At 73.3% G+C, this 23,830-nt stretch carries 17 protein-coding genes and 2 pseudogenes; 10 read left to right on the top strand and 9 right to left on the bottom strand.

The features are described from left to right. The first annotated feature begins 2 nt into the window (after positions 1-2). Positions 3-893 carry an NAD(P)-dependent oxidoreductase gene (locus ACZ45E_RS27665; RefSeq protein ID WP_468225340.1) on the top strand — a complete coding sequence of 297 codons (891 nt, stop codon included), beginning with the start codon at positions 3-5 and terminating at the stop codon, positions 891-893. A 16-nt stretch (positions 894-909) separates the two neighbouring features. Here the strand turns inward: ACZ45E_RS27665 and ACZ45E_RS27660 are convergent, their stop codons facing one another. Beyond that, complete coding sequence (locus ACZ45E_RS27660) at positions 910-1,317, bottom strand: CoA-binding protein (RefSeq protein WP_468225337.1); 408 nt, start codon at positions 1,315-1,317, stop codon at positions 910-912. Between the two features lie 246 nt (positions 1,318-1,563). Here ACZ45E_RS27660 and ACZ45E_RS27655 point away from each other — a divergent pair, with 246 nt between their 5' ends. Further along, the gene (locus ACZ45E_RS27655; RefSeq protein WP_468225547.1) at positions 1,564-2,547 is read left to right on the top strand and encodes an arabinan endo-1,5-alpha-L-arabinosidase; all 984 of its coding nucleotides are present in this window, start codon (positions 1,564-1,566) and stop codon (positions 2,545-2,547) included. An 18-nt stretch (positions 2,548-2,565) separates the two neighbouring features. Here the strand turns inward: ACZ45E_RS27655 and ACZ45E_RS27650 are convergent, their stop codons facing one another. Then, complete coding sequence (locus ACZ45E_RS27650; protein ID WP_468225335.1) at positions 2,566-4,539, bottom strand: APC family permease; 1,974 nt, start codon at positions 4,537-4,539, stop codon at positions 2,566-2,568. Between the two features lie 119 nt (positions 4,540-4,658). On the opposite strand from ACZ45E_RS27650, the gene ACZ45E_RS27645 reads away from it, so the two are divergent. The 5 genes and pseudogenes from ACZ45E_RS27645 to ACZ45E_RS27625 all read left to right on the top strand — a co-directional run bounded on the left by ACZ45E_RS27645 (position 4,659) and on the right by ACZ45E_RS27625 (position 12,307). Then, positions 4,659-5,279, top strand: coding sequence for a YigZ family protein (locus ACZ45E_RS27645; protein WP_468225332.1), 621 nt, complete (start codon positions 4,659-4,661; stop codon positions 5,277-5,279). A 228-nt stretch (positions 5,280-5,507) separates the two neighbouring features. Further along, positions 5,508-6,911, top strand: a complete 1,404-nt coding sequence (locus tag ACZ45E_RS27640) for a ricin-type beta-trefoil lectin domain protein (RefSeq protein WP_468225329.1) — start codon at positions 5,508-5,510, stop codon at positions 6,909-6,911. Between the two features lie 82 nt (positions 6,912-6,993). Next, positions 6,994-7,851 (top strand): annotated as a pseudogene (locus tag ACZ45E_RS27635) (ThuA domain-containing protein); the annotation flags it as partial. A gap of 128 nt (positions 7,852-7,979) precedes the next feature. Continuing rightward, positions 7,980-9,143, top strand: a complete 1,164-nt coding sequence (locus tag ACZ45E_RS27630; RefSeq protein ID WP_468225326.1) for an exonuclease SbcCD subunit D — start codon at positions 7,980-7,982, stop codon at positions 9,141-9,143. Beyond that, positions 9,140-12,307: an AAA family ATPase gene (locus tag ACZ45E_RS27625; RefSeq protein ID WP_468225324.1), complete on the top strand. Its 3,168-nt coding sequence runs from the start codon at positions 9,140-9,142 to the stop codon at positions 12,305-12,307. The genes ACZ45E_RS27630 and ACZ45E_RS27625 overlap by 4 nt, the downstream gene beginning before the upstream one ends. Before the next feature lie 174 nt (positions 12,308-12,481). Here ACZ45E_RS27625 and ACZ45E_RS27620 read toward each other — a convergent pair whose 3' ends face one another. After that, complete coding sequence (locus tag ACZ45E_RS27620) at positions 12,482-12,949, bottom strand: Lrp/AsnC family transcriptional regulator (RefSeq protein ID WP_468225322.1); 468 nt, start codon at positions 12,947-12,949, stop codon at positions 12,482-12,484. Between the two features lie 143 nt (positions 12,950-13,092). Here ACZ45E_RS27620 and ACZ45E_RS27615 point away from each other — a divergent pair, with 143 nt between their 5' ends. Continuing rightward, positions 13,093-13,569 (top strand): rhodanese-like domain-containing protein, encoded by a 477-nt coding sequence (locus tag ACZ45E_RS27615; protein ID WP_468225319.1) that lies wholly within the window; start codon positions 13,093-13,095, stop codon positions 13,567-13,569. Positions 13,570-13,749: 180 nt separating this feature from the next. Here ACZ45E_RS27615 and ACZ45E_RS27610 read toward each other — a convergent pair whose 3' ends face one another. Continuing rightward, positions 13,750-15,450, bottom strand: coding sequence for a DUF885 domain-containing protein (locus ACZ45E_RS27610; RefSeq protein ID WP_468225317.1), 1,701 nt, complete (start codon positions 15,448-15,450; stop codon positions 13,750-13,752). 19 nt (positions 15,451-15,469) lie between these two features. Beyond that, positions 15,470-15,958 (bottom strand): Lrp/AsnC family transcriptional regulator, encoded by a 489-nt coding sequence (locus ACZ45E_RS27605; RefSeq protein ID WP_468225316.1) that lies wholly within the window; start codon positions 15,956-15,958, stop codon positions 15,470-15,472. 59 nt (positions 15,959-16,017) lie between these two features. Here ACZ45E_RS27605 and ACZ45E_RS27600 point away from each other — a divergent pair, with 59 nt between their 5' ends. Further along, positions 16,018-17,268, top strand: a complete 1,251-nt coding sequence (locus ACZ45E_RS27600; protein WP_468225314.1) for a trans-sulfuration enzyme family protein — start codon at positions 16,018-16,020, stop codon at positions 17,266-17,268. Here the strand turns inward: ACZ45E_RS27600 and ACZ45E_RS27595 are convergent. The 3 genes from ACZ45E_RS27595 to pdxR all read right to left on the bottom strand — a co-directional run bounded on the left by ACZ45E_RS27595 (position 17,201) and on the right by pdxR (position 21,756). Beyond that, positions 17,201-18,433 carry a GNAT family N-acetyltransferase gene (locus ACZ45E_RS27595; RefSeq protein WP_468225311.1) on the bottom strand — a complete coding sequence of 411 codons (1,233 nt, stop codon included), beginning with the start codon at positions 18,431-18,433 and terminating at the stop codon, positions 17,201-17,203. The genes ACZ45E_RS27600 and ACZ45E_RS27595 overlap by 68 nt on opposite strands. 134 nt (positions 18,434-18,567) lie before the next feature. Beyond that, positions 18,568-20,151 carry an alkaline phosphatase D family protein gene (locus ACZ45E_RS27590; protein ID WP_468225309.1) on the bottom strand — a complete coding sequence of 528 codons (1,584 nt, stop codon included), beginning with the start codon at positions 20,149-20,151 and terminating at the stop codon, positions 18,568-18,570. 168 nt (positions 20,152-20,319) lie between these two features. Next, positions 20,320-21,756: a MocR-like pyridoxine biosynthesis transcription factor PdxR gene (gene pdxR / locus ACZ45E_RS27585; protein WP_468225306.1), complete on the bottom strand. Its 1,437-nt coding sequence runs from the start codon at positions 21,754-21,756 to the stop codon at positions 20,320-20,322. 205 nt (positions 21,757-21,961) lie between these two features. Between pdxR and ACZ45E_RS27580 the strand changes: the two are divergent. Beyond that, positions 21,962-22,810, top strand: a pseudogene (locus ACZ45E_RS27580) (DMT family transporter); the annotation flags it as partial. 36 nt (positions 22,811-22,846) lie between these two features. Here the strand turns inward: ACZ45E_RS27580 and ACZ45E_RS27575 are convergent. Continuing rightward, on the bottom strand, positions 22,847-23,677 hold the full coding sequence (locus ACZ45E_RS27575; protein WP_468225303.1) for an alpha/beta fold hydrolase: 831 nt from the start codon (positions 23,675-23,677) through the stop codon (positions 22,847-22,849). Positions 23,678-23,830 lie beyond the last annotated feature (153 nt).

The following is a 23,830-nucleotide window of genomic DNA, read 5'->3' as shown; positions in this document are numbered from 1 at the left end:
GCATGAGCGACCAGCTGACCGTCAGTGTCCTGGGCACCGGGATCATGGGCGCGGCGATGGCCCGGAACATCGCGCGGGCCGGCCACACCGTCCGCGCCTGGAACCGCAGCCGCGACAAGGCCGAGCCCCTGGCCGCCGACGGCGTGCGCGTCGCCGACACGCCGGCCGAGGCCGTGGCGGACGCCGACGTCGTCCTGACGATGCTGCACGACGGGCCCGCCGCCCTCGACGTGATGCGCCGGGCCGCCGACGGGCTGCGGCCCGGCGCCGCCTGGCTGCAGTCGACCACCGCGGGCCTCGACGCGCTCGGCGAGCTCGCCGCCTTCGCCACCGCGCACGACCTGGTTCTCTTCGACGCGCCGGTGCTCGGCACCCGCCAGCCCGCCGAGGCCGGACAGCTGCTGGTGCTCGCCGCGGGCCCGAGCGCGTACCGCGCCGCCGTGACACCCGTCCTCGACGCCGTCGGCGCCCGCACGGTGTGGACCGGGGAGGACGGCGCGGCCGGCTCCGCGACCCGGCTGAAGCTCGTCGCCAACAGCTGGGTGCTGGCCGCGACCAGCGCGGCCGGTGAGGTCCTCGCCCTGTCCAAGGCCCTCGGCGTGGACCCGCAGGACTTCTTCGACGCGATCGAGGGCGGCGGCCTCGACCTCCCCTACCTGCGGCTGAAGGCGGGCCTCGTCCTGGAGGACCGGCTGACCCCCGCCCAGTTCGCGGTGGACACGGCGGCGAAGGACGCCCGCCTCATCGTCGAGGCGGCCCGCCGGCACGGCGTCCGCCTGGACGTCGCAGAGGCGAGCGCGGCCCGCCTGACCCGAGCCGCCCAACAGGGCCACGGCGACGAGGACATGGCCGCCGCGTACTTCGCTTCCTTCGAGGAGGGGGCGGGGCGCTGACGCCGAGGTCTCCCGCTCAGCCGAGCCGCGGGATCTCGATCGCTGGGCACCGGTCCATGACCATGTCCAGGCCCGCCGCACGGATGCGCTCGTACGCCGCCTCGTCGATGACTCCGAGCTGGAACCAGACGGCCTTGGCGCCGATGGTCGCGGCCTCGTCGGCGACGGGGCCCGCGAGGTCGCTGTTGACGAAGACATCGACCACGTCGACCGGGAAGGGGATCGCGTCGAGCGTGGCGTAGCCCCGCTCGCCGTGGACCGTCTCGGCCTTCGGGTGCACGGGGACGACCCGCTTGCCGAAGTGCTGCAGGACCGCGGCGACCCGGTACGCGGCGCGCGCCTGGTTCGATGAGAGTCCGACGACGGCCCATGTGTCGCCGGACTCCGTGAGGATCTTCCGGATGGTGCCTGGATCGGCGTACATGCTGGCTCCCTGTCGACGCGGGCTTCCTGTCCTGCGGTCAACCTCGGCAGAGTGCGGCGGATTCCTCGGCGGGAGCGGCTCCGCCGAAACCATTGACGCAACAGGGGTTCGATTCTACGGTCCCGTCCGAAGCCGCGACTGGTGTCCGGTATTTCGGACGGGACTCCGGCGGTTCTCCGCGCAGCCCGGGCAGGCGCGGCGGTCGCGTCCGTCCCCCGACGCGTCAAGGAGTCCCGCGTGAGCCGCATCTCCCGCAGCAGCCGCATCTCCCGCCGCACCCGAACCGCCCTGCTGGCAGCCCCCACGGCCCTGGTCCTCGCCCTGCTCCCGTCGGCCGCCTCCGCCTACCCGAACCCGGGGCGCGTCACCGGCGCCACCGTCGTCCACGATCCGACCATGATCCGCACCTCGGCCGGGCAGTACCTGCTGTACGCGACCGGCGGCGGGCTCGGGTTCCGTACGTCGGGCGACCGGATCGCCTTCACGGCCGGCGCCGATGCCTTCGCCACCAAACCGTCGTGGTGGTCGGCGTACGCGACCGAGGCGTGGGCGCCCGACATCTCGTACCACAACGGCAAGTACCTGATGTACTACGCCGTCTCGACCTTCGGCTCCAACAAGTCGGCGATCGGCGTGGCAGGTTCGAGCACCGGGCTGCCCGGATCGTGGTCGGACTACGGCGTCGTCCACACCTCCACCACGTCCAGCGACTACAACGCCATCGACCCGAACCTCTTCGTCGACGGCGACGGCAAGTGGTGGCTGTCGTTCGGGAGTTGGTGGACCGGCATCAAGATGATCCGGATCGACCCGGCCACCGGAAAGCAGTACGCGGCCGACACCGCCCGCCGCTCCCTCGCCTCCCGCCCGACCGGGAGCAAGGCGGTCGAGGCCCCGTACATCGTCAAGCACGGCAGCTACTACTACCTCTTCGCCTCGTACGACGTGTGCTGCGCCGGCACCTCCTCCACGTACAAGGTGAAGGTCGGCCGTGCGAGCGGCGTCACCGGGCCGTACTACGACAAGAGCGGTGTCGCCCTGACGAACAACGGCGGCACCCCGGTACTGGAGTCGCACGGCAGCGTCGTCGGGCCGGGCGGGCAGTCCATCCTGCACGACGCCGACGGCGACCTGATCGTCTACCACTACTACGACGCCGACGACAACGGCACACCCAAGCTCGGCGTCAACCTCCTCGACTGGAGCAGCGGCTGGCCCGTCGCGTACTGAGCGCCGGGCCGCCGGCCGTCAGCCGACGTGCACGCGCGGCCTGCGCTCCGGGTCGGGTTCCGCGCGGCGCAGCACCTCGCGGGTGACCGGGGCCACCTCGCCGTCGCCGAAGACCAGGAAACGCAGCAGGTGGCTGACGGGGTGGCCCTCGGTCCAGTTGAAGTAGGCGTGCGGGACCCGGCCCGTACGGTCGCGCAGGTTCATCAGGACCGCGGCCACGGTGTTCGGGACGCCCGGCCCGTGCACCCGCAGGCGGCGCACCCCGTGCTTCTCGTCGCCGTGCACGATCAGGTCCTCGGTGAAGTCCGAGGAGTCCTGGACGAAGACCTCCAGGAAGAGCACCGGCCCGCCCTCGGGGATGTGCGTGTCCTCGCGCTGGCAGTACTCCTTGTCGCGGTACTCGGCGGTGCTGTGCTCCTGCGGCTCGTTCGCGATGATCCGCAGCGGGCCCCGCGCCGCCGCCTCGTCGACGATCCGCGCGGCCGCGTCGTCGAACGTGACCGCGCCCGCGCGCAGCTCGAAGGCGCGGTGCACCCGCGAGGCGAAGGAGGAGAGCAGGATCGCCACGATGAAGATGAGGGCGATCTTGATGCCGTCGGGGCGCTCGACGACGTTGGTGACGAGCGTGTAGGCGAACACCGCGGTGATCGCGCCGAAGCCGATCGCCGCCCGGCGGTGGCCGCGCCGGTGCACGGCGACGGTCGACGCGAACGACGCCGACAGCATCAGCACCAGGACTCCGGTCGCGTAGGCGCCCGACTGGTCGTCGACGTTCGCGTTGAACCACAGGGTGATGGCGACCGCCGCCGCCATGAAGGTGAGGACCAGGGGGCGGACGGCCCGCGTCCATTCCGGGGCCATGCCGTAGCGCGGCAGGTAGCGGGGGACGAGGTTGAGCAGCCCCGCCATGGCGGAGGCGCCGGCGAACCAGAGGATGCAGATCGTCGAGACGTCGTAGACCGTGCCGAAGCCCTCGCCCAGATACGTGTGGGCGAGATAGGCGAGCGCGCGCCCGTTCGCCGGGCCGCCCGCCTCGAATGCGTCCTGCGGAATCAGGATCGTGGTGGCCAGGCTCGAAAGGAGCAGGAAACCGCTCATGATCAGTGCGGCCGTGGTGAGCAGCTTGCGGGTGTCGCGGACGCGGCCCGCCGGCCGCGCGTACGTGTCCGTGGCCTCGCCGCGCACCTGCGGCATCACCGCCACGCCGGTCTCGAAGCCGGACATGCCGAGCGCCAGCTTCGGGAAGACGAGCAGCGCGACACCGATCATCACGAACGGCGAGGAGTGCTCGGCCGTCATCGCGTCCCACCAGTTTCCGACCTTGACCGGCTCGGCCAGGACGTGGGTCGCGGCGGTGACGAGGACGACGACGTTCAGGACCAGATACGCGGCGACCAGCACGACCGCGACCCGGATGGCTTCCTGGAATCCCTTGAGGAAGACCGCGCCGAGCGCCGCGAGCAGCACCAGCGTGATCCAGGTGTTCGCACCGTGCAGCGCCTCGGGCGCGAACGGGTTCTCCACGACGTGGGCCGCCGCGTCCGCCGCCGAAAGCGTGATGGTGATCATGAAGTCGGTAGCGGCGAAACCCAGCAGCACCAGCACGAACAGCTTCCCCGCCCACCAGGGCAGGAGCCGCTCCAGCATGGCGATCGACCCCTCGCCGTGCGGCGACTCCTTGGCGACCCTGCGGTACACCGGCAGGGCGCCCAGCAGGGTGAGCGCGATCAGCACCAGCGTCGCCAGCGGCGACAGCAGGCCCGCGGCGAGGGCCGCGATGCCCGGCTGGTAGCCGAGGGTGGAGAAGTAGTCCACGCCGGTCAGGCACATCACGCGCCACCAGGTGTGACCCTCGTGCTCCGCCGGGACGTGCCCGTGCGGCCCCTGATGGCGGGCCGTCCGGTCGGTCAGCCCCTCCAGGAGCCAGGAACGCCAGCGGGGCGCGGGGGCGGGCGGCGAGGCGGCGGGGCGCTCGGCCCGGGTGCCGGTCATGGGGAGATGCTTCCTGTTCGGGCTGATCGAGCAAGGGGCGACGTGCGAGTATCCACCACATCGTCGCCCGCGCGTCGGGCGGGGGCGAGCCCGCCCGCACCTGCGCATACGCTGGGACGATGCAGGACGAGTACCGCACCGTGGCCCGCGAGGGCGTGCACGAGACAGAGATCAGCCGTTCCCGGTTCCTGTGCGCGCTCGCGCCCGCCGCGACGGAGGAGGAGGCGCAGGCCTTCGTAGCCCGGATCCGCAGGGAACACCCGACGGCGAGCCACAACTGCTTCGCGTACGTCATCGGCGCCGACGCCTCCGTACAGCGGGCGAGCGACGACGGTGAGCCGGGCGGCACGGCGGGCGCGCCGATGCTCCAGATGCTCACCCGGCGCGAGATGCGGTACGTCGTCGCGGTCGTCACGCGGTACTACGGAGGCGTGAAGCTGGGCGCGGGCGGGCTCATCCGGGCCTACGGGGGCGCGGTGGGGGAGGCCCTGGACGCTCTCGGCACGGTGACGCGCCGCCGGTTCCGGTTGGCCACGGTGACCGTCGACCACGCGCGCGCGGGGAAGATGGAGAACGACCTGCGGGCCACGGGCCGTGCGGTGCGCGACGTCCGCTACGGAGAGACCGTCGTCATCGAGATCGGGCTCCCCGAGGGGGATGTGGAGCAGTTCCTGGCGTGGCTGGCGGATGTGAGCGCGGGCACCGCCGCATGCGAACTGGGCGGAGAGGCGTACGGCTGAGCCGTCCTGCCGTTCATGGGCCCCCGGGAGAGTTCCCGGGGGCTTTCGCGTCTTCAACTCCTCGTGCGCGGACATCCGTTGAGGCCCTTCTTGGTTTCATCTCTTGACGGCTCTGGTGCAGACCTTTAGGTTCCCGATCGCCACAGCTTCATGAATGCACTCGTTGTTCATATGCATGAACAATCATCCCGACCGACGGCCTCCCCATGAAGGGCTGTGAACCCCCCCATGTCGATCCCGAACCCCCCTGTGCCCAGACTCACCCGCACGCGCTCGACCGCCCTGCGCGGCGTCCTCGCCACCGCACTGCTCGCGGTGTCGGCGAGCGCACTCGCCGCGACACCCGCCGCCGCGGCCACCGGCGCCATCGCCGGCCTCGCGGGCAAATGCCTCGACGTGGCGGCGGCCGACTCCGCCAACGGCACGGCCGTCCAGCTCCACGACTGCAACGGCACCGCCGCCCAGCAGTGGACGGTCGGCTCCGACGACACCCTCCGCGCCCTCGGCAAGTGCCTTGACGTCACCGGCGGTTCGACCGCCGACGGGGCCCGGCTCCAGCTGTGGGACTGCGCGGGCACCAACAACCAGAAGTGGTCCTTCTCCGCGGCCCGCGACCTCGTCGGCCGGCAGTCGGGCAAGTGCGCCGACGTCACCGGCAACACCTCGGCGAACGGCACCCCGGTCCAGATCTGGAGCTGCACCGGCGCCGCCAACCAGAAGTGGACCGCGCCCACCGGTGGCGGCACGGCCCCGGCCGCACCGATGGCCGTCGCCCCGTACCTCTACAACGGCTGGGGCAGCCCGCCGAACCCGGTCACCATCATGAACGCGACCGGCGTCAAGTGGTTCACGCTCGCCTTCGTGCTCAGCAACGGCAGCTGCAACCCCCAGTGGGACGGCGGACGCCCGCTGACCGGCGGCGTCGACCAGCAGACGATCAACACCGTGCGGGCGAACGGCGGGGACGTCATCCCGTCGTTCGGCGGCTACAGCGGCAACAAGCTGGAGAGCTCCTGCACCAGCGCCGGCGCGCTGGCGGGCGCGTACCAGAAGGTCATCGACGCCTACGGGCTCAAGGCCATCGACATCGACCTGGAGTCCGACGCGTACAGCAACCCGACCGTCCAGCAGCGCACCGTCGACGCGCTCAAGACGGTCAAGGCCGCCAACCCCGGCATCAAGGTGGTCGTCACCATCGGCACCGGGACCTCGGGACCCGACATGAGCCTCATCAACCGCGCCGACAACTCCGGTCTGAGCGTGGACAGTTGGACGATCATGCCGTTCGACTTCGGCGGCGCGGGACAGAACATGGGGACGCTGACCCTGCGCGCCGCGGAGGGCCTCAAGAACGCCCTCAAGAGCGCGTACGGCTACAGCGACGACCAGGCGTACCGGGACATGGGCATCTCCTCCATGAACGGCATCACCGACGACAACGAGACCGTCACCACCGCCGACTTCCGCACCATCCTCGGCTACGCGCAGCAGCACCACCTCGCGCGCCTGACGTTCTGGTCGGCCAACCGCGACCGGCCCTGCCCGGGCGCGTACCCGAACGACGACACCTGCTCGGGCGTGGCCCAGAGTGCCTGGCAGTTCACCGGCATCTTCGCCCAGTACACCGGCTGACCCCCATCCCCGCAGGAGAGTTCCGTGCTCAGATCCCTGCTCAGAAACCACCCGTAAACCGTACGGAAGGGATGAAACGGCAATGCGTACTCGTAGCTCCGGACCCGCCCGCACGGCCCTGCGGATCCTCCTCCTGCTCGCGGCCCTGATCGGCCTCGCGGCTCCACCGGCCGCGACGGCGGGCACCGAGGCGGCACCCTTCAAGGTGCTCGGCCTCCACAGCGGCACCTGGGACGCGGCGCACATCGACTTCGAGAAGGAGGCCAACAGCTGGTTCCCCCGGCAGGCCGCGGCGAACGGCTTCACCTACACCGCCAGCGACGACTGGAACCTCCTCGCCGACGGGGGCGTCAACGCCTACCAGGTCGTCCTCTTCCTCGACGACCTGCCGCAGACCGCCGCCCAGCGCACCGGGTTCGAGCGGTACATGCGCGCCGGCGGCGCCTGGATGGGCTTCCACGTCTCCGCCTTCACCACGGACGCGGCGAGCTGGTCCTGGTACCACAACCAGTTCCTCGGCAGCGGCGCCTTCAGGTCCAACACCTGGGGCCCCACGTCCGCGACCCTCCGGATCGAGGACCGCACGCACCCCTCCACCGTTCACCTGCCCGCCACGTTCACCTCGTCGGTCAGCGAGTGGTACAGCTGGTCCAACGACCTGCGGCGGAACCCGGACATCAAGATCCTGGCCTCCGTCGACCCCAGCAGCTTCCCGCTGGGCACGGACCCCGACCAGTCCTGGTACAGCGGCTACTACCCGATCCTGTGGACCAACACGAAGTACAAGATGCTCTACGCGAACTTCGGCCACAACGCGATGAACTACGACACGAACACCCGCCTCTCGTCGACCTTCGCGAGCGCGACCCAGAACCGGTTCCTGCTGGACGGGCTGAAGTGGCTCGGCGGCGCCACCGGGACGACCCCGCCGGACGACTCGCACTCATCACGGTGACCGCCGGCGGCCCCCCCGGGCCGGTGGTGACCGGCATCACGAGGTGCGGTGCGGGACGCCTGATCAGGGCGTTCCGCACGTGATGTCCGACCCAGCCGTTAGCCTCGTGTCCCATGAGACTGCTGCACACGTCCGACTGGCATCTGGGGCGCGCGTTCCACCGCGTGAGCATGCTCGATGCCCAGGCCGCGTTCATCGGCCACCTCGTCACCACGGTGCGCGAGCGTGACGTGGACGCGGTGGTCGTGTCGGGCGACGTCTACGACCGGGCGGTGCCGCCGCTCGCCGCCGTCGAGCTGTACGACGACGCGCTGCACCGCCTCGCCGAGCTCGGCGTGCCCACGGTGATGATCTCCGGGAACCACGACTCGGCCCGCCGCCTCGGTGTCGGCGCGGGACTGATCGGCCGCGCCGGCATCCATCTGCGTACGGAGCCGAGCCGCTGCGGCGACCCCGTCGTCCTGCCGGACGCCCACGGCGACGTCGCCCTCTACGGACTGCCGTACCTCGAACCGGCGCTGGTGAAGGACGAGTTCAAGGTCGCCAGGGCCGGTCACGAGCAGGTGCTCGCCGCCGCCATGGAGCGGGTCCGCGCCGACCTCGCCCGGCGCGCCGCCGGCACCCGCTCGGTGGTCCTCGCGCACGCCTTCGTGACCGGCGGCGCGCCCAGCGACAGCGAGCGCGACATCACGGTGGGCGGTGTCGCCGCCGTCCCGTCCGGCATCTTCGACGGCGTCGACTACGTGGCGCTCGGGCATCTGCACGGCAGCCAGGTCATCTCCGAGCGCGTCCGCTACTCCGGCTCGCCGCTGCCGTACTCCTTCTCCGAGGCCGACCACCGCAAGAGCATGTGGCTCGTCGACCTCGGCGCGGACGGTGCCGTCGCCGCCGAGCGGATCGACTGCCCTGTGCCCCGCCCGCTCGCCCGCGTCCGCGGCGACCTCGACGACCTCCTCGCCGACCCCGGCCTCACCGTCCACGAGGAGTCCTGGGTCGAGGCCACGCTCACCGACGAGGTGCGGCCCGACGACCCCATGGCCCGGCTCACCGACCGCTTCCCGCACACCCTCAGCCTGCTCTTCGAACCGCGCCGCACCGACGCCCGGCCCGAGGCCACGTACGCGGAGCGCCTCCAGGGCCGGGACGACCACGAGATCGCGGAGGACTTCGTGACCCACGTCCGGGGCGCCGGGCCCGACGAGGACGAGCGGGCGGTGCTGCGGGCCGTGATCGACACCGTCCGCACCGACGACATGGTGCGCGAGGTCGCCCGGTGAGGCTGCACACCCTGCGCGTCACCGCGTTCGGCCCCTTCGGCGGGGCCCAGGAGATCGACTTCGACGCCCTGTCGTCCGCCGGTCTCTTCCTGCTGCACGGGCCGACCGGCGCCGGCAAGACCTCCGTCCTCGACGCGGTCTGCTTCGCCCTGTACGGGTCCGTGCCCGGCGCCCGCCAGAGCGGCGGCGGCCAGGGGCAGAACCTGCGCAGCGACCACGCCGGGCCCGGCGTACGCACCGAGGTCGCCCTCGACCTGACCGTCGCGGGGCGCCGCCTAGAGCTCACCCGGCAGCCGCCGTTCGCCCGGCCCAAAAAGCGCGGCACCGGTTTCACGACGGAGAAGGCACAGAGCTGGCTGCGCGAGTACGACGCCGTGGCGGGCGAGTGGAAGGACCTCAGCCGCTCCCACCAGGAGATCGGCGAGGAGATCACCCAGCTGCTCGGCATGAGCAAGGACCAGTTCTGCCAGGTGGTGCTCTTGCCGCAGGGTGACTTCGCCCGGTTCCTGCGCGCCGACGCCGAAGCCCGCGGCAAGCTCCTCGGCCGTCTCTTCGACACCCACCGGTTCGCCGCCGTCGAGCAACGGCTCGCCGACGACCGGCGCGGCGCGGAGAAGCAAGTGACCGCAGGGGACGCCGAGTTGCTCGCCGACGCGCATCGCATGCAGCAGGCGGCGGGCGGCATCGTGGAGCTGCCCCCGGTCGACGCGGCGCCCGGCGACCCGGGACTCGCGGAGACCGTCCTGGCCTGGGCCGCGACCGCCCGCTCCGCCGCGCGCGAACACTTCACGCACGCCCATCTCGCCCTCGCCGCGGCCGAGTCGGCGCGCGTGGCGGCGCAGCGCGAGCTGTCCGACGTCATCGACACGGAGCGCCTGCAGCGCCGCTTCGCGGAGGCGCGGGCGCGGGCCGCCGCGCTGGCGGAGCGCGCCGATGAGCACCGGGCCGTCGAGGAGCGCATGGAGCGGGCCCGCAAGGCGGAGACGGTCGCACCCGCCCTCTCCCTGCGCGAGGCGGCGGAGGAGGAGCACCGGACGGCGCTACGGGAGGAGCAGCGGGCACGGGGCGCGCTGCGGACGGCGTTGCCGGGTGCGTCGGGGGCCCTGTGCGGGGCGCTCTCCGCGCCGGGTGCGCCGGGTGAGCCGGGCGCCCCGGACGGGTTGTTTCCCGCGCCGGGTGAACCGGTTCCGGCTGCCGGGGCCGGTTCCGCGCCGACCGGCGACGCGTTCGCCCCCGAGCCGCTCGCCGACGCGGGCCCGGCCGCACTCGCCGAGGCCGCACGGCGGGTCGCCCACGAGCTCGGCGGCCTCGACTCGGCGCGCCGTGCCGAACGCAGACTCGCCGCGCTCGCGCAGGAGCGCGCCGGACTCGACCGCGAGGAGCGCGCCGACACCGAACTCCTCGACGAGGCCGGGGCCTGGCTCGCCGCGTGGGACACCCGCCGCGCCGCTCTCCAGGCCGCTGTCGACGACGCCCAGGAAGCCGCGACCCGCGCCGAACACCTCGCCGGACAGCTGGACCCCGCGCGCCGCCAGGCCCGCGCCGCGGTCGAACGGGACCGGCTCGCCGCGCACGTCGAAGAGGTCGGCGCCGCGGTGCTGCGGGCCCGCGAGGACACGGCCGCCGCCCACGAGCACTGGCTCGGCCTCAAGGAGCAGCGGCTGCGCGATGTCGCCGCCGAACTCGCCGAGGGCCTCGTCGACGGCGCGCCCTGCACCGTCTGCGGGGCGACCGAACACCCCGCGCCCATGCGCAAGTCCGAGGGCCACGTCGACCGCGCCGCGGAGGAGGGCGCCCTCACCGCCTACCGCACCGCCGAGACGCGCCGCACCGACACCGAGCGCGCTCTGAGCGGCGTACGCGAGGAGCTGGCCGCCGCGAAGGCCGCCGCCGGGGACCAGGAGGCGGCTCGACTCGCCGAACTGGCCCGGGACCTGGAGGTCCGGCACGCCGACGCACGCGCCGCGGCCTCCGGACTGCACGCGGCCCGCGAGAGCCTCGCCCGCGCCGAGAGCGAGCACGAGCGTCGACTCGCGGCCCGCCAGGAAGCAGCGACCCGTACCGCCGCCCGCGCCTCCCTGCGTGAGGCGCTGGAGCGCGAACAGGCGGGCCTGGAGCGCGAGTTGACGCAGGCGCGCGGCAGCGCCGAGAGCGTCGAGGCGCGCGCGGCCCAGCTGGAGCGGCACGCGCGCCTGCTCACCGACGCCGCCGACGCCGCCCGCTCCGTCGAGGACACCGCGACCCGCCTCAAGGACGCGGACGCGCGACTCGCCGACGCCGCGTTCAGGGCCGGATTCGACACGCCACGGGCCGCGGCCATCGCGATCGTCGACGACACCGGACACCGGGAGCTGCAACACCGCCTGGACGCCTGGCAGTCGGAGCAGGCGACAGTCCGCGCCATGCTCGCGGAGGAGGACACCGCCGCCGCCTCGCACAGGCCGCCCGCCGATGTCACCGCGGCCCGCGCCGCGGCCGAGGCCGCGGACGCGCGCGTCCGGGCGGCAGGCTCCGCACGGGACGCGGCGGCCCGCCGCTGCGACGAACTCGACCGGCTCTCCCGCCGCGCCGCCACCGAGGCCCGCCGCCTGGGCCCGCTGCGCGCCACGTACAACCGCGTCGCCCGGCTCGCCTCACTCGCCGCCGGGACCTCCGCCGACAACGAACGCAAAATGCGCCTGGAGTCCTACGTCCTCGCCGCCCGCCTCGAACAGGTGGCGGCGGCCGCGACCGCGCGACTGCGCCGGATGTCGTCCGGCCGGTACACCCTGGTGCACTCCGACTCCCTCGCGGGGCGCGGCCGTTCGGGGCTCGGGCTGCATGTCGTCGACGCCTGGACGGGGCGCGAGCGCGACACGGCGACCCTCTCCGGCGGCGAGACGTTCTTCGCCTCGCTGGCCCTCGCGCTCGGCCTCGCCGACGTCGTCACGGACGAGGCGGGCGGGGTCCGCCTCGACACCCTCTTCATCGACGAGGGCTTCGGCAGCCTCGACGACCAGACCCTCGACGAGGTCCTCGACGTCCTCGACTCGCTGCGCGAGCGGGACCGCAGCGTCGGCATCGTCAGCCATGTGGGCGACCTGCGCCGCCGGGTCCACGCACAGCTGGAGGTCGTGAAGGGACGGGCCGGCTCGGTGGTGCGCCAGCGCGGGATCCAAGGCTGACGGCGTCAGGTCCGGGGAAGCGCCGCGGCCTGCCGCGCGCCCACGATCCGCGCCCACGATCCGCGCCCACGATCCGCACCCGCGACCCGCGCCCACGATCCGAACCCGCGATCCGAACCCGCGACCCGCACCCCTGGTCCGCACCTTTGGGCCCGCGCCGGGTCCGCACCCGGCTCAGCGACCGATCGCCCGGCGCGGCAGCGGTGACGAGTACACGACGCTCGTGGTCACGGAGCCCAACGCGCCGACCTTGCCGGAGACCTCCTCCAGGTGGCTCATCGAGCGGACCGCGACCTTGATCACGAAGCAGTCGTCGCCGGTGACGTGGTGCGCCTCCAGGATCTCCGGTGTCGCCTCGACCAGGTCGTGGAACGGCTTGTAGTTACCGTTCGGGTAGCGCAGCCGTACGTACGCGAGGATCGGCAGCCCGAGCCGCTCCGGCACCACGACCGCCGTGTACCCCGCGATGATCCCGGCCTCCTCCAGCCGGCGCACCCGCTCGGTGACGGCGCTGGCGGACATCGACACGGCTCGCGCGAGCTCGGCGTAACTGGCCCGTCCGTCGCGCTGGAGAGCTTCGAGGACGCGCCAGTCGGTGGCGTCCGGGACGTAGCCGGGCCCGGCTGTGGAATCGACGGTCATGGTCGAGAGATAGCAGGGAGATCCCCGGCGGAACAAGGGGGAGGCCGGGGATCGTCCCTTCAGGTCGCCGGTCGCCGCCCGTAGATTTCTCGCCAGGGGCCGGACCGCCGCCCCGCATCCCACCGAACGACGAGGACACCGCCATGCTCCCGACCACCGCCGACCCGGTGCTGCGCGTCGCCCCCGCCTCGCCCGCCGCCGCTGCCGCCTACTTCGGCGCGAGCCTCGCCTTCCACGCCGACGTGTCCGACGTCGCCGCCGCGCTCGCCGCCGGGAGCGAGCCCGGCTTCGTCGTGGTCGACTCCCGCTCGACCGCGTCGTGGGACCAGGGCCACGTCCCCGGCGCGGTGCACCTGCCGACCGCGCTCGTCGCCGAGCAGGCCGAGCACCTCCTCGACCGGTCCGTCCCCGTGGTCACCTACTGCTGGGGCCCGGGGTGCAACGGCGCCACCCGAGCGGCCCTCGCCCTCGCCGAACGGGGCTTCCAGGTCAAGGAGATGCTCGGCGGATTCGAGTACTGGGTCCGCGAAGGCTTCGCGTACGAGACGTGGGAGGGCCCCGCGCGCAGGGCCGCCGACCCGCTGACGGCGCCCGCCGACGCGGACGACTGCGGCTGCTGAACCCGGCCCGGCGGAGCCCGCCCCCCACCGGACCTGCAACCGGGGACCCGCCCACCGGGCCTACGACGTGGACAGCCCCGCCACCACCGAACCTGCAACCGGGGACAGTTCGACCACCGGACCTACAACCGGGACAGCCCGACCACCGGACCTACAACCTGGACAGCCCGACCACCGGACCTACAACCTGGACAGCTCGGCCACCAGGTCGTCCAGGCCGAGCGACCCCTGGGAGAGCGCCGCCATGTGCCACGCCTTCGCGTCGAAGGAATCCCCGTGCGCCGCCCGCGCGTTGGCCCGGCCGAGCAGCCACGCCCGCTCGCCCAGCTTGTAGCCGATGGCCTGCCCGGGGATCGACAGGTAGCGGGTCAGCTCGCTCTCCACGAAGTCCGCCGGGCGGCTGCTGTGGGCGCCGAAGAACTCCTGGGCCAGCTCCGGGGTCCACCGCTCACCCGGGTGGAACGGGGAGTCCGCCGGGATCTCCAGCTCCAGATGCATGCCGATGTCGACGATGACGCGGGCCGCGCGCATCATCTGCGCGTCCAGATAGCCGAGCCGCGTCTCGGCGTCGGTGAGGAAGCCCAGCTCGTCCATGAGGCGCTCCGCGTACAGCGCCCAGCCCTCGGCGTTGGCGGAGACCCCGCCGAGCGTCGCCTGGTAGCGGGAGAGGTCGTCCGCGACGTGCGCCCACTGCGCCAGTTGCAGGTGGTGGCCGGGGACGCCCTCGTGGTACCAGGTGGAGAGCAGGTCGTAGACCGGGAATCGGGTCGCGCCCATCGTGGGCAGCCACGTACGGCCGGGCCGCGAGAAGTCCACCGAAGGCGCCGTGTAGTAGGGCGCCGCGGCGCCGCCGGGCGGTGCGATGCAGGACTCCACCTTCCGGACCCGCTCGGCGAGTTCGAAGTGCGTGCCGTCGAGCGCTTCGATGGCCTCGTCCATGACGCTCTGCAGCCACTGCCGCACCTCGTCGACGCCCTCGATGTGCCGTCCGTGCTCGTCGAGGTGGGCGAGGGCCACCCATGGCGTCGCGGCGCCCGGCAGGATCTTCTCCGCCTCGGCGCGCATCTCGCCGAGCAGCCGGTGGAACTCGCTCCAGCCGTACGCGTACGCCTCGTCCAGGTCGAGGTCGGCGCCGTTGTAGTAGCGGGACCAGCGGGCGTACCGCTCGCGGCCCACCACGTCGGGGGAGCCCTCGATCGCGGGCGCGTACACGTCGCGCATCCAGTCGCGCAGTTCGACGGTGGCCGCGTCGGCCGCGCGCGCCGCCTCGGTGAGTTCGCCGCGCAGCGCCTCGGGCCCGTCGGCGGTGAACTCCTCGAACCAGCCGCGCCCCTGCCCCGCCCACTCGGTGAGCTGCTCGACGAAGGTGGCCGTCGGGCGCGGCGCGCCGTGCAGCTTCCGCTCCAGGCCGAGGCCGAGCGTCTCGCGGTACCCCGCGAACGCCGCCGGTACCGCCCGCAGCCGTTCGGCGACGGCCGCCCAGTCCTCGTCGGTGTCGGTCGGGGTGACCGTGAAGACCTCACGCACGTGGTGGACCGGCGAACCGAGGTTGCTGACGGCGCGCAGCGGCTCCTCGGCGTCGTGCACGGCGAGTTCGGCGGTCAGCCGCTCGCGCAGCAGCCGGGCGCAGCGCCGCTCGACGTCGCTGTCGGCGCCCGGCGCGCGCTCCGCCGCGTCGAGCCGGGCGAGGGTCTCGCGGGCCAGCCCGGCCACGGCCTCGATGCCCGCGGGGGAGAGGTCGGGCAGGCGGCCGTGGGACCCCGGGTCGCCGAGGTACGTACCGGTGACGGGGTCGAGGGCGACGTAGGCGTCGACGTAGGCGTCGGCGATCTGCCGGGGCAGCCGGCTCTGGGGATGCTGGTCGCTCGGTGTGGCTGACATGCGGACATCCTCGTACGGGTCAGGGGGCCGCGTCACCCTCGGGTGGCAGCAGCGGGCCGCACTCCCACTGCTGGAAGATCAGCCGGGTCTCGACGCGGGCCACCTCGTGCCGTGCCGTGAACGCGTCGAGGACGAGCCGCTGGAGATCCGCCATGTCGCGTACGGCCACGTGCACGAGGTAGTCGTCGGGGCCGGTCAGATGGAAGACCGTGCGCGCCTCGGGCAGCGCCCGGATCCGCTCCACGAACGGGCCGACGAGCTCCCTGCGGTGCGGGCGCACCTGCACCGAGAGGAGGGCTTGCAGTCCCCGGCCGAGCTTGGCCGGGTCCAGGCGCAGCACATGGCCGAGGATCACCCCGGAGCGGCGCAGCCGGCCCACCCGGTCCAGGCAGGTCGAGGGGGCGACGCCGACCTGTGCGGCCAGATCGCGGTAGGTGGTGCGGGCATCGTTCTGCAGCAGCCTCAGTATCTCCAGGTCGACCGGATCGAGTACGACGGAATCGGTCATCCGGCGAACGTAGCACGGGAGTTGATGCAGAGACTCCGCCCGTTGTTCAGCATGGGCGCATGGACCGCAACGAGGAAGTGACGCGCCCCCGGCCCCACCCCCGCCCCCGGGCCCTCGCCACCGAGGCCGTGCACGCGGGCCGCGACGATCTCGCCGCCCTCGGCCTGCACGCGCCGCCCATCGACCTGTCCACCACGTACCCGTCCGCCGACAGCCGCGCCGAGGCCGCCCGCCTCGACGTGTTCGCCGCGCACGGCGTCCTCGACGAGGGGCCGCCGGTCTACGGCCGCCTCGGCAACCCGACCGTCGCCCGCTTCGAGACGGCCCTCGCCCGCCTCGAAGGGACGGACACCGCGGTCGCGTTCGCGAGCGGCATGGCGGCGCTGACCGCGGTGCTTCTCGTACGTCTCTCGGCGGGTCTGCGCCATGTCGTCGCGGTCCGCCCCCTCTACGGTTGCAGCGACCACCTGCTGACGGCGGGCGCGCTCGGCTCGGAGGTCACCTGGGTCGACCCGGCGGGCATCGCGGACGCGATCCGGCCCGACACCGGCCTGGTGATGGTGGAGTCACCCGCCAATCCGACCCTCGCCGAGGTCGATCTGCGCGGCGTCGCCCACGCCTGCGGCTCGGTGCCGCTGCTCGTCGACAACACCTTCGCGACGCCCGTGCTGCAACGGCCCCTGGACAGCGGGGCACGGCTCGTGCTGCACAGTGCGACCAAGTATCTCGGCGGGCACGGGGACGTACTGGGCGGTGTGGTGGCCTGCGACGAGCTGTTCGCCCGGGAGCTGCGCAAGGTGCGGTTCGCGACCGGCGGCGTGCTGCACCCGCTCGCCGGATACCTGCTGCTGCGCGGCCTGTCGACCCTGCCGGTCCGGGTGCGCGCCGCCTCGGCGACCGCGGCGGAACTGGTCCGCCGGCTCGCCGCCGACCCGCGCGTGACCCGCGTCCACTATCCGCGGATCGGCGGCGCCATGGTGGCCTTCGAGGTCGCCGGGGACCCGCACGCGGTGATCGCCGGGGTCGAACTCGTCACCCCGGCCGTCAGTCTCGGCAGCGTCGACTCCCTCATCCAGCACCCGGCCTCGATCAGCCACCGCGTGGTGGCCGCCGGCGACCGCAGAGCGTCGGGCGTCGGCGACCGGCTGCTGCGCCTGTCGGTCGGTCTCGAGGACGTCGAGGACCTGTGGGCCGACCTCGACCGGGCCCTGGGCGCCGAGGAGCCGGGCCGGCGCGATGTCGTCAGTTCCGCTCGGCCTGCTCGTACGGGGAAGGAGACACCGTCGGTGTCGCGTCGAGCCGGGCGGTGATCACCAGCGTGCCCTCCTCGATCTGGTAGTCAAGCGGCAGATCGAGGCCGCGCATCGCCGCCACCATGCCCGTGTTGGACGCCTGGGTGACCGCGTACACGCTCGCGCAGTCCGCCTCGGCCGCCAGCGCGACCAGGCGGCGCAGCAGTTCGGCGCCGATGCCGCGGCGCTGCCAGTCGTCCTCGACGAGCAGCGCGATCTCGGTCTCGTCGCCGTCCCACAGCAGGTGGCCGAGCGCGACGATGCGCCCGGAGGCGGTCCGCGCGGCGAGGGTGCGGCCGAAGCGGGGGCTGAGCAGGTGGTTGAGGTAGCGGTCCGCGTCGCCGACGGGGCCGTGGTAGCGCATGCTCAGCGTCCGCCCCGAGCACCGCTCGTGCATCGCCTTCGCCGCTTGGAGGTCCGCGACCTGCGCGCGCCGCACCGTGATCTCGTTGCCCTCGGGCAGCGTGAGGACGTCCTGGCTGCGCGGCACCCGCGGGCCGAGCCGCGCGTCGAGCTCGACGAGGGCGCGGGCCCGCGCGAACTCGGTCGGGGTGAACGGCAGGTACGGCCGCTCCACGGTGATGACCCCGCCGTCCGGCGTCCGCAGCCGCATCGCGGTCTCCTCGAAGCCGCCCTCGTCCGCCGCCGCGCCGCTCGCCGCTGACGAGGCGGGCAGCGACCTGATGGTGCACCGTCCCAGCAACTGGCGCAGCGACAGCGGCAGTTCGGCCGCGTCGAGCGCCGTGCGCGCGGCGAGGCCCAGGATGCGGGTGGGGGCGTCCACCAGGTCGTGGGCGTCGGCCCGCTCGATCCAGGTGCCGGTGCCTCCGGCCTCCGCGGCGGCCCGGTCCAGATCGGCGGCGGGCAGCTCCTGCGGGGCGCGCAGCAGGAACTCGTCCACGGTGCCGTCGGCCAGCGGATGCGTCTGCAGGCTCAGGATGTCCACCCGGCGGTGGGCCAGCGACGTGCACAGCGCGGCGAGGGAACCGGGCTCGTCCCGCACGGTCGTCCGCATCCGCCACAGGACGCTCCGCGCGGGGTCCAGGGGCGCGCCGGGATCCGGCGCGGGCGCCGGGGGCGCGTGGCCCTGGCGGTGTGACCACCATTGGGTGGCCCGCGCCATCAGGGCCACGCGCCTGCGGCGGGCGGGGCGGTTGTGCTGCACAGGGGTCACATCAGACATGTCTCGACTCATGCATCCACTGTGAAGGAACGGTGTTGCGTGATCACGAACGGTTTGTGACCGATGGGTAAAGAGTGCCTATGTCCGTTTTCGTTTCGCCGCTGTCCTGTTTCGTTTCGCCGCCGTTCCTGGCCTCACTGTCCGACGCGCCCGGGTTGCAGTGTCTTGGTGAACAGCACGTCGCCGCCCTCCTGCCGCAGCCGTACGGTCAACTCCCCGCTGCCGCCGTCGATGGCGACCTCGCCGAAGTACGGCGGGGTCTCCGCCGGTGAGGTGTTCGCCCGGGTCGGAGCCTTGATGAACACCTGTCGGGGGCCGAACGTCGCGTCGAGCTTCGCCGCCTGGAACCCGCCCGCGGCGAGCGGCCCCGACACGAACTCCCAGAACGGTTCGAAGTCCTGGAACGCGGCGCGCGACGGCTCGTAGTGCTGCGCCGAGGTGTAGTGCACGTCGGTCGTGAGCCACAGCGTGCCCGTGATCCGCCGGTGCTTGATGTGCCGCAGCAACTCGGCGATCTGCAGCTCCCGGCCGAGCGGCGCCCCCGGATCGCCCTGCGCCACCGCCTCGAAGTTCACCGCCCCGTCGGCCACCACGAGGCCCAGCGGCATGTCGGAGGCGATCACCTTCCACACCGCGCGGGAGCGTGACAGCTCGCGCTTGAGCCAGGCCAGTTGTTCGGCCCCGAGGATGCCGGTGGCGTCGTCGGCCTGCCGGTTCGGCGAGTTCGCGTTGCGGTATGTCCGCATGTCCAGGACGAACACGTCGAGCAGCGGACCCTGCCGCAGCACCCGGTACACCCGCCCGTCCGCGTCGCCCGGCGGCAGTGTCGAGACGGGGAAGTACTCGCTGAACGCGCGCAGCGACCGGGCCGCCAGGACGTCCGTGCTCTTCTCGGTGTAACGGGCGTCGTCCAGGATCTGACCCGGGTACCAGTTGTTGTGCACCTCGTGGTCGTCCCACTGCGTGATGGTGGGGACCTGGGCGTTGAACCGGCGCGCGTTCTCGTCGAGCAGGTTGTAGCGGAACGCCCCGCGGAACTCCGCCAGCGTCTCGGCGACCTTGGACTTCTCCTCGGTCGTCACATTGCGCCACACCCGCCCGTCGGGCAGCGTCACGCTGGGCAGGATCGGCCCGTCCGCGTAGATGTTGTCGCCGCTGCACAGGAAGAAGTCCGGGTCCAGGGCGCGCATGTCCTCGTAGACGCGGTAACCGCCCCGGTCGGGGTTGATGCCCCAGCCCTGGCCCGCGATGTCCCCTGACCACAGGAACCGCACCCCGGCCCTGCGCCCCACGCGCGCGGTGCGGAACGTGCCGTTCACCGGAGCGCTCGTACGGCGCGGATCGTCCGGGTCGGCGAGCAGCACCCGGTAGTGGATCTGCTCGCCGGGCTCCAGGCCGAGCAGCCGGGTCGTGCCGGTGAAGTCGGTGTCCGGGCCCAGCAGCGGGCCGCGCCGGCGCGTCACCCGCTTGAAGGACTCGGTGGCCGACGTCTCGACGATCATCCGCGCGGGGCGGTCCGAACGCACCCACACCAGGCCCGAGTGCGCGGTGACATCACCGGCCTGTACGCCCCAGCCCGCCCGGGGACGCCCCGAGAGCGCGAACGCGGGGGCCGCCGCGCCGCCGATCGCGGGCAGCGCGAGCGCCGCCGACGCGGCGAGCGAACCCCGCAGCACTCCACGGCGGCCGGGCAGGGGACTCGGCGGACGGTGTGACATGGGCGCCTCCAGTGACGGTTCCGAGAACAGTGCGGTGCTCACCTGCGTGACGCCGCGGAGCCACACCCAACTGTTCCGGCACGGCGCGCACACGAACCCCAAGTGAACAACCGCCCCCGCGCCAGGGGAACCGGGCGCGCGACGGAAGTCCCGTTCCCCGGCCCGCCGTCAGGACCGGGCCCCCGGCCGTCGGGCGGCGCGTGCCAGGAGCCGGACACCCTCGGCGATGCGGGCCGGCGTCAGATGCGCGTACCCGAGCACCAGGGGGACCCCGTCACCGCCCGCGCCGCCGCCGTAGTGACTCAGCGGGCGGACGGCCACCCCGGAGGCCGCCAGCCGCGCCAGGACCGCGTCCTGGGGGCCGCAGCGCCCGGGCAGGGTGGCGATGACGTGCAGGCCCGCCGCGATCCCCGAGACCTCGGTGCCGGGAAGGTGCTCCTCCAGAGCGGCCACCAGGGCGTCCCGGCGCTCCTTGTACGCGCGTTGGCAGCGCCGCAGATGCCGGTCGTGGTCGCCGCGCTCGACGAAGCGGGCCAGCACCGCCTGGTCGAGCGCGGGGTTGCCGAGGTCCATGTACCGCTTGCGCGCCACGATCTCGTCGGCCAGCGCGGCGGGCACGACCAGCCAGCCCAGCCGGAGCCCCGGCGCCAGCGACTTGCTCACCGAGCCCGTATAGGCGACGTGGTCCGGATCGAGGCCCTGCATGGCGCCCACCGGGGCACGGTCGTAGCGGAAGTCCCCGTCGTAGTCGTCCTCCACGACGAGCCCGCCCGCCTGCCGCGCCCACTCCAGGAGCCGGGCCCGGCGCGACGCCGAGTACGCGATGCCCGAAGGGAAGTGGTGCGACGGCGTCGTCACCACGGTGCGCACGCCCGAAGCGCGCAACGGCGCCATGGCGAGGCCCTCGTCGTCCAGCGGCAGCGACACGGCCCGCTGCCCCGCCGCGGCGAACAGCTCGTCGTGCTGCGGACTGCCAGGGCGCTCCACACCGATGGCACGCTGCCCGCGCGCGTGGAGCACGCTCGCGAGGAGCGTCACCGCCTGCGTCACCCCGGAGCAGACGATGATCCGCTCCGGGTCCGTCACCACCCCGCGACGCCGTGCCAGCAACTCCGCGAGAGCCGTACGCAGCCGGGGCAGACCGCGCGGATCCGGATACCCCAGGCCCGGATGCGGCAGCTCCGAGAGCACCCCGCGCTGCGCCGCCGCCCACGCGGAACGGGGGAACAGCGACAGGTCCGGGCCGCCCGCCACGAAATCGGCCCGGACGTCCGGTGAGGGGCGCGGCGCCAGGTCCCGGGCCCCGGGGGCGGCGGCCCGCACCGCCTCGCCCACCCACGTCCCCGCGCCGCGGCCACTGCGCAGGTAGCCCTCCGCGGTCAACTGCTCGTACGCCTCGGTGATCAGCCCGCGCGACACCCCGAGGTCGCCCGCCAGATCCCGGCTCGACGGCAGCCGCGTCCCCGGCGCGAGCCGCCCCGAACGCACCGCCTCCCGCAGAGCCGACTGCAAGGAACGCCCACGCGCGCGTGCCGGAGCGGAAGCGGCCGGCAGCAGCAACTCCCAAGCGGGGAACGGGGAATGCGGCGGGTTCGTGGACGTCATACGCAGCGACCCTAATGCGACGCCACTCGTGCCCCTGAGCCCCCGGCTTCTTGACCTCCCCGTCTCTCCGGACCTCCTTGCCCCCCGGGGCCCTCCTGGCCTCCTCGCTCTCTCCCGGCTTCTCCCGGGCTTCTCCGATTGGTCCCCGATACCGCTCCCTCGGTGGTCCTCGTACGGGACCACCCTTCGCCCTAGCGTCGGCGCCATGAAGGTCATGAACGCCACGAACCTCAAGGGCTCCCTGCTCGCCGCACTCGCCTGCGTCCTGGTGGGCGGCTCGTTCACCGCCAACAGCGTGCTGGGCCGGTACCCGTACGCGGGCGGCCAGTTCCTGCGCTACGGGATCGCCTGCCTGCTGCTCCTGACACTGGTCGGCCGGGGCGGCGCCGCGCCGCTCCGGCGCCTGGGGCCGCGCGACTGGGTACGGCTCACGTCCCTCGCGGCCGTCGGCATGATCGGCTTCAATCTCGCCGTCCTTGCCGCCGAACGGACCGCTGAACCGGCGGTACCGGGTGTCTTCGTAGGATGCGCGCCCGTCGTCGTCGCCGTCGTGCTGCCCCTGCTGTCCGGTCGGGGCGGGCCGCGGGCCATCGTGCTGCACGGTGCGCTGCTCGTGGCCGCCGGGGCCTTCACCGTCCAGGGGTGGGGACGTACCGACGCCACCGGCCTCGCCTTCTGCGCGTGCGCCCTCGCCGGTGAGGTCGGCTTCGCCGTGCTCGCCGTACCGGTGCTGCGGCCGCTCGGCCCCCGGCTCCTGTCCTGCGTCGTCTGCGCGATCGCCGCGCTGGAAGCGGCCGTTGTGGGCCTCTTCGCCGACGGGTCCGCCTGGCTGCGGGTGCCCGACCGTACGGAGGCGGCGGCCCTGGTGTGGCAGGCCGTGATCGTCACCGTGATCGGCTTCGTCTGCTGGTACATGGGCGTGCAGCGGATCGGCGCGGAGCGCGCCACGCTGTTCTCCGGGCTCATCCCGGTCGCCGCGGCCTGCACCGCGCCCCTGGTCGGCTCGGGGAACTACGGCCTCGCCCAGGGTGTCGGCAGCGCCCTGGTCGGTGCCGGGGTCGCCCTGGGCTCGGGCGTGTTCAGCCGGCGGTCACCGGCTCGTGTCGAGGATGACGCGGGCCACCAGGGCCGGGTCGTCGTTCATCGGCACGTGACCGCAGCCGGGCAGCCTGACCAGGCGCGCCCCGGGCAGGACCCGCTTGGCGCGGATGCCCTGCCGGCGCAGCAGGATCCGGTCCCGCGTGCCCCAGGCGACGGTGACGGGGATCTCCGGGATGTCGTCGCGGAAGCGCACGCCACGGCCCGCGTCGAGCGTCTCGTGGAACCCGGTCGCGTGGCGCAGCGCCAGCGTCTCGGCGACCACCGCGTCCGGTGAACGGCGCCCGGGCCGCGCGTAGATGGTGCCGGTGAGCGCGGCCCGCCCGGCGGCCGACCGGGCCAGCCGCTCGACCAGCGGCAGCGGCATCACCCGCGCGCCCTGCCGCATCGCGAGCAGCGTCCCGAAGGCGTAGCGTCGCTCGGCCTCGGTCCAGAAGCCGGCCGGGGACAGCGCCGTCACCGACCGCACGCGCTTCTCCCGGCCCAGCTCCAGGGCGAGCAGCCCGCCCAGCGAGTTGCCCGCCACATGGGGCCGGTCGAGCCCGAGTTCGCGGCAGAACGCGTCCAGGACCGGCACCACGCCGGGCAGGCCGTACGCGAGACCGTCCGGCAGCGCGGGTGACGTCCCGAACCCCGGGAGGTCCACGGCGATCACATCGCGCTCGGCCGCCAGGATCTGCAGCACCGGCTGCCACGCCTGCCAGTGGTGGCCTATCCCGTGCAGCAGGAGGAGCGGTTCCCCGGCCCCCGCGCGCTCGTACGCGAGGGTCACCGTGCGCGGCCCGCCGGGGCCGTCGATGCTGAAGGACGCCTGTGCCGCCATGTCGCTCGCTCCCTGTCCCCGCCACATCCCGACGGTCCCTTAGACACCTCGTCAGCAACAATTACCGCTCAGTAGCCCCCAGTTCAAGAGGCAGGCGAGCGGAGGGCCGGGTTCCGTGTGGACAGCGCGTGGATCGTCGGTTGGGATGGGGGC

It is taken from the genome of Streptomyces sp. NPDC030991, from assembly GCF_055571235.1.
The sequence above is the reverse complement of the archived record's forward strand: the minus strand, read 5'-3'. Positions and strand labels throughout refer to the sequence as shown.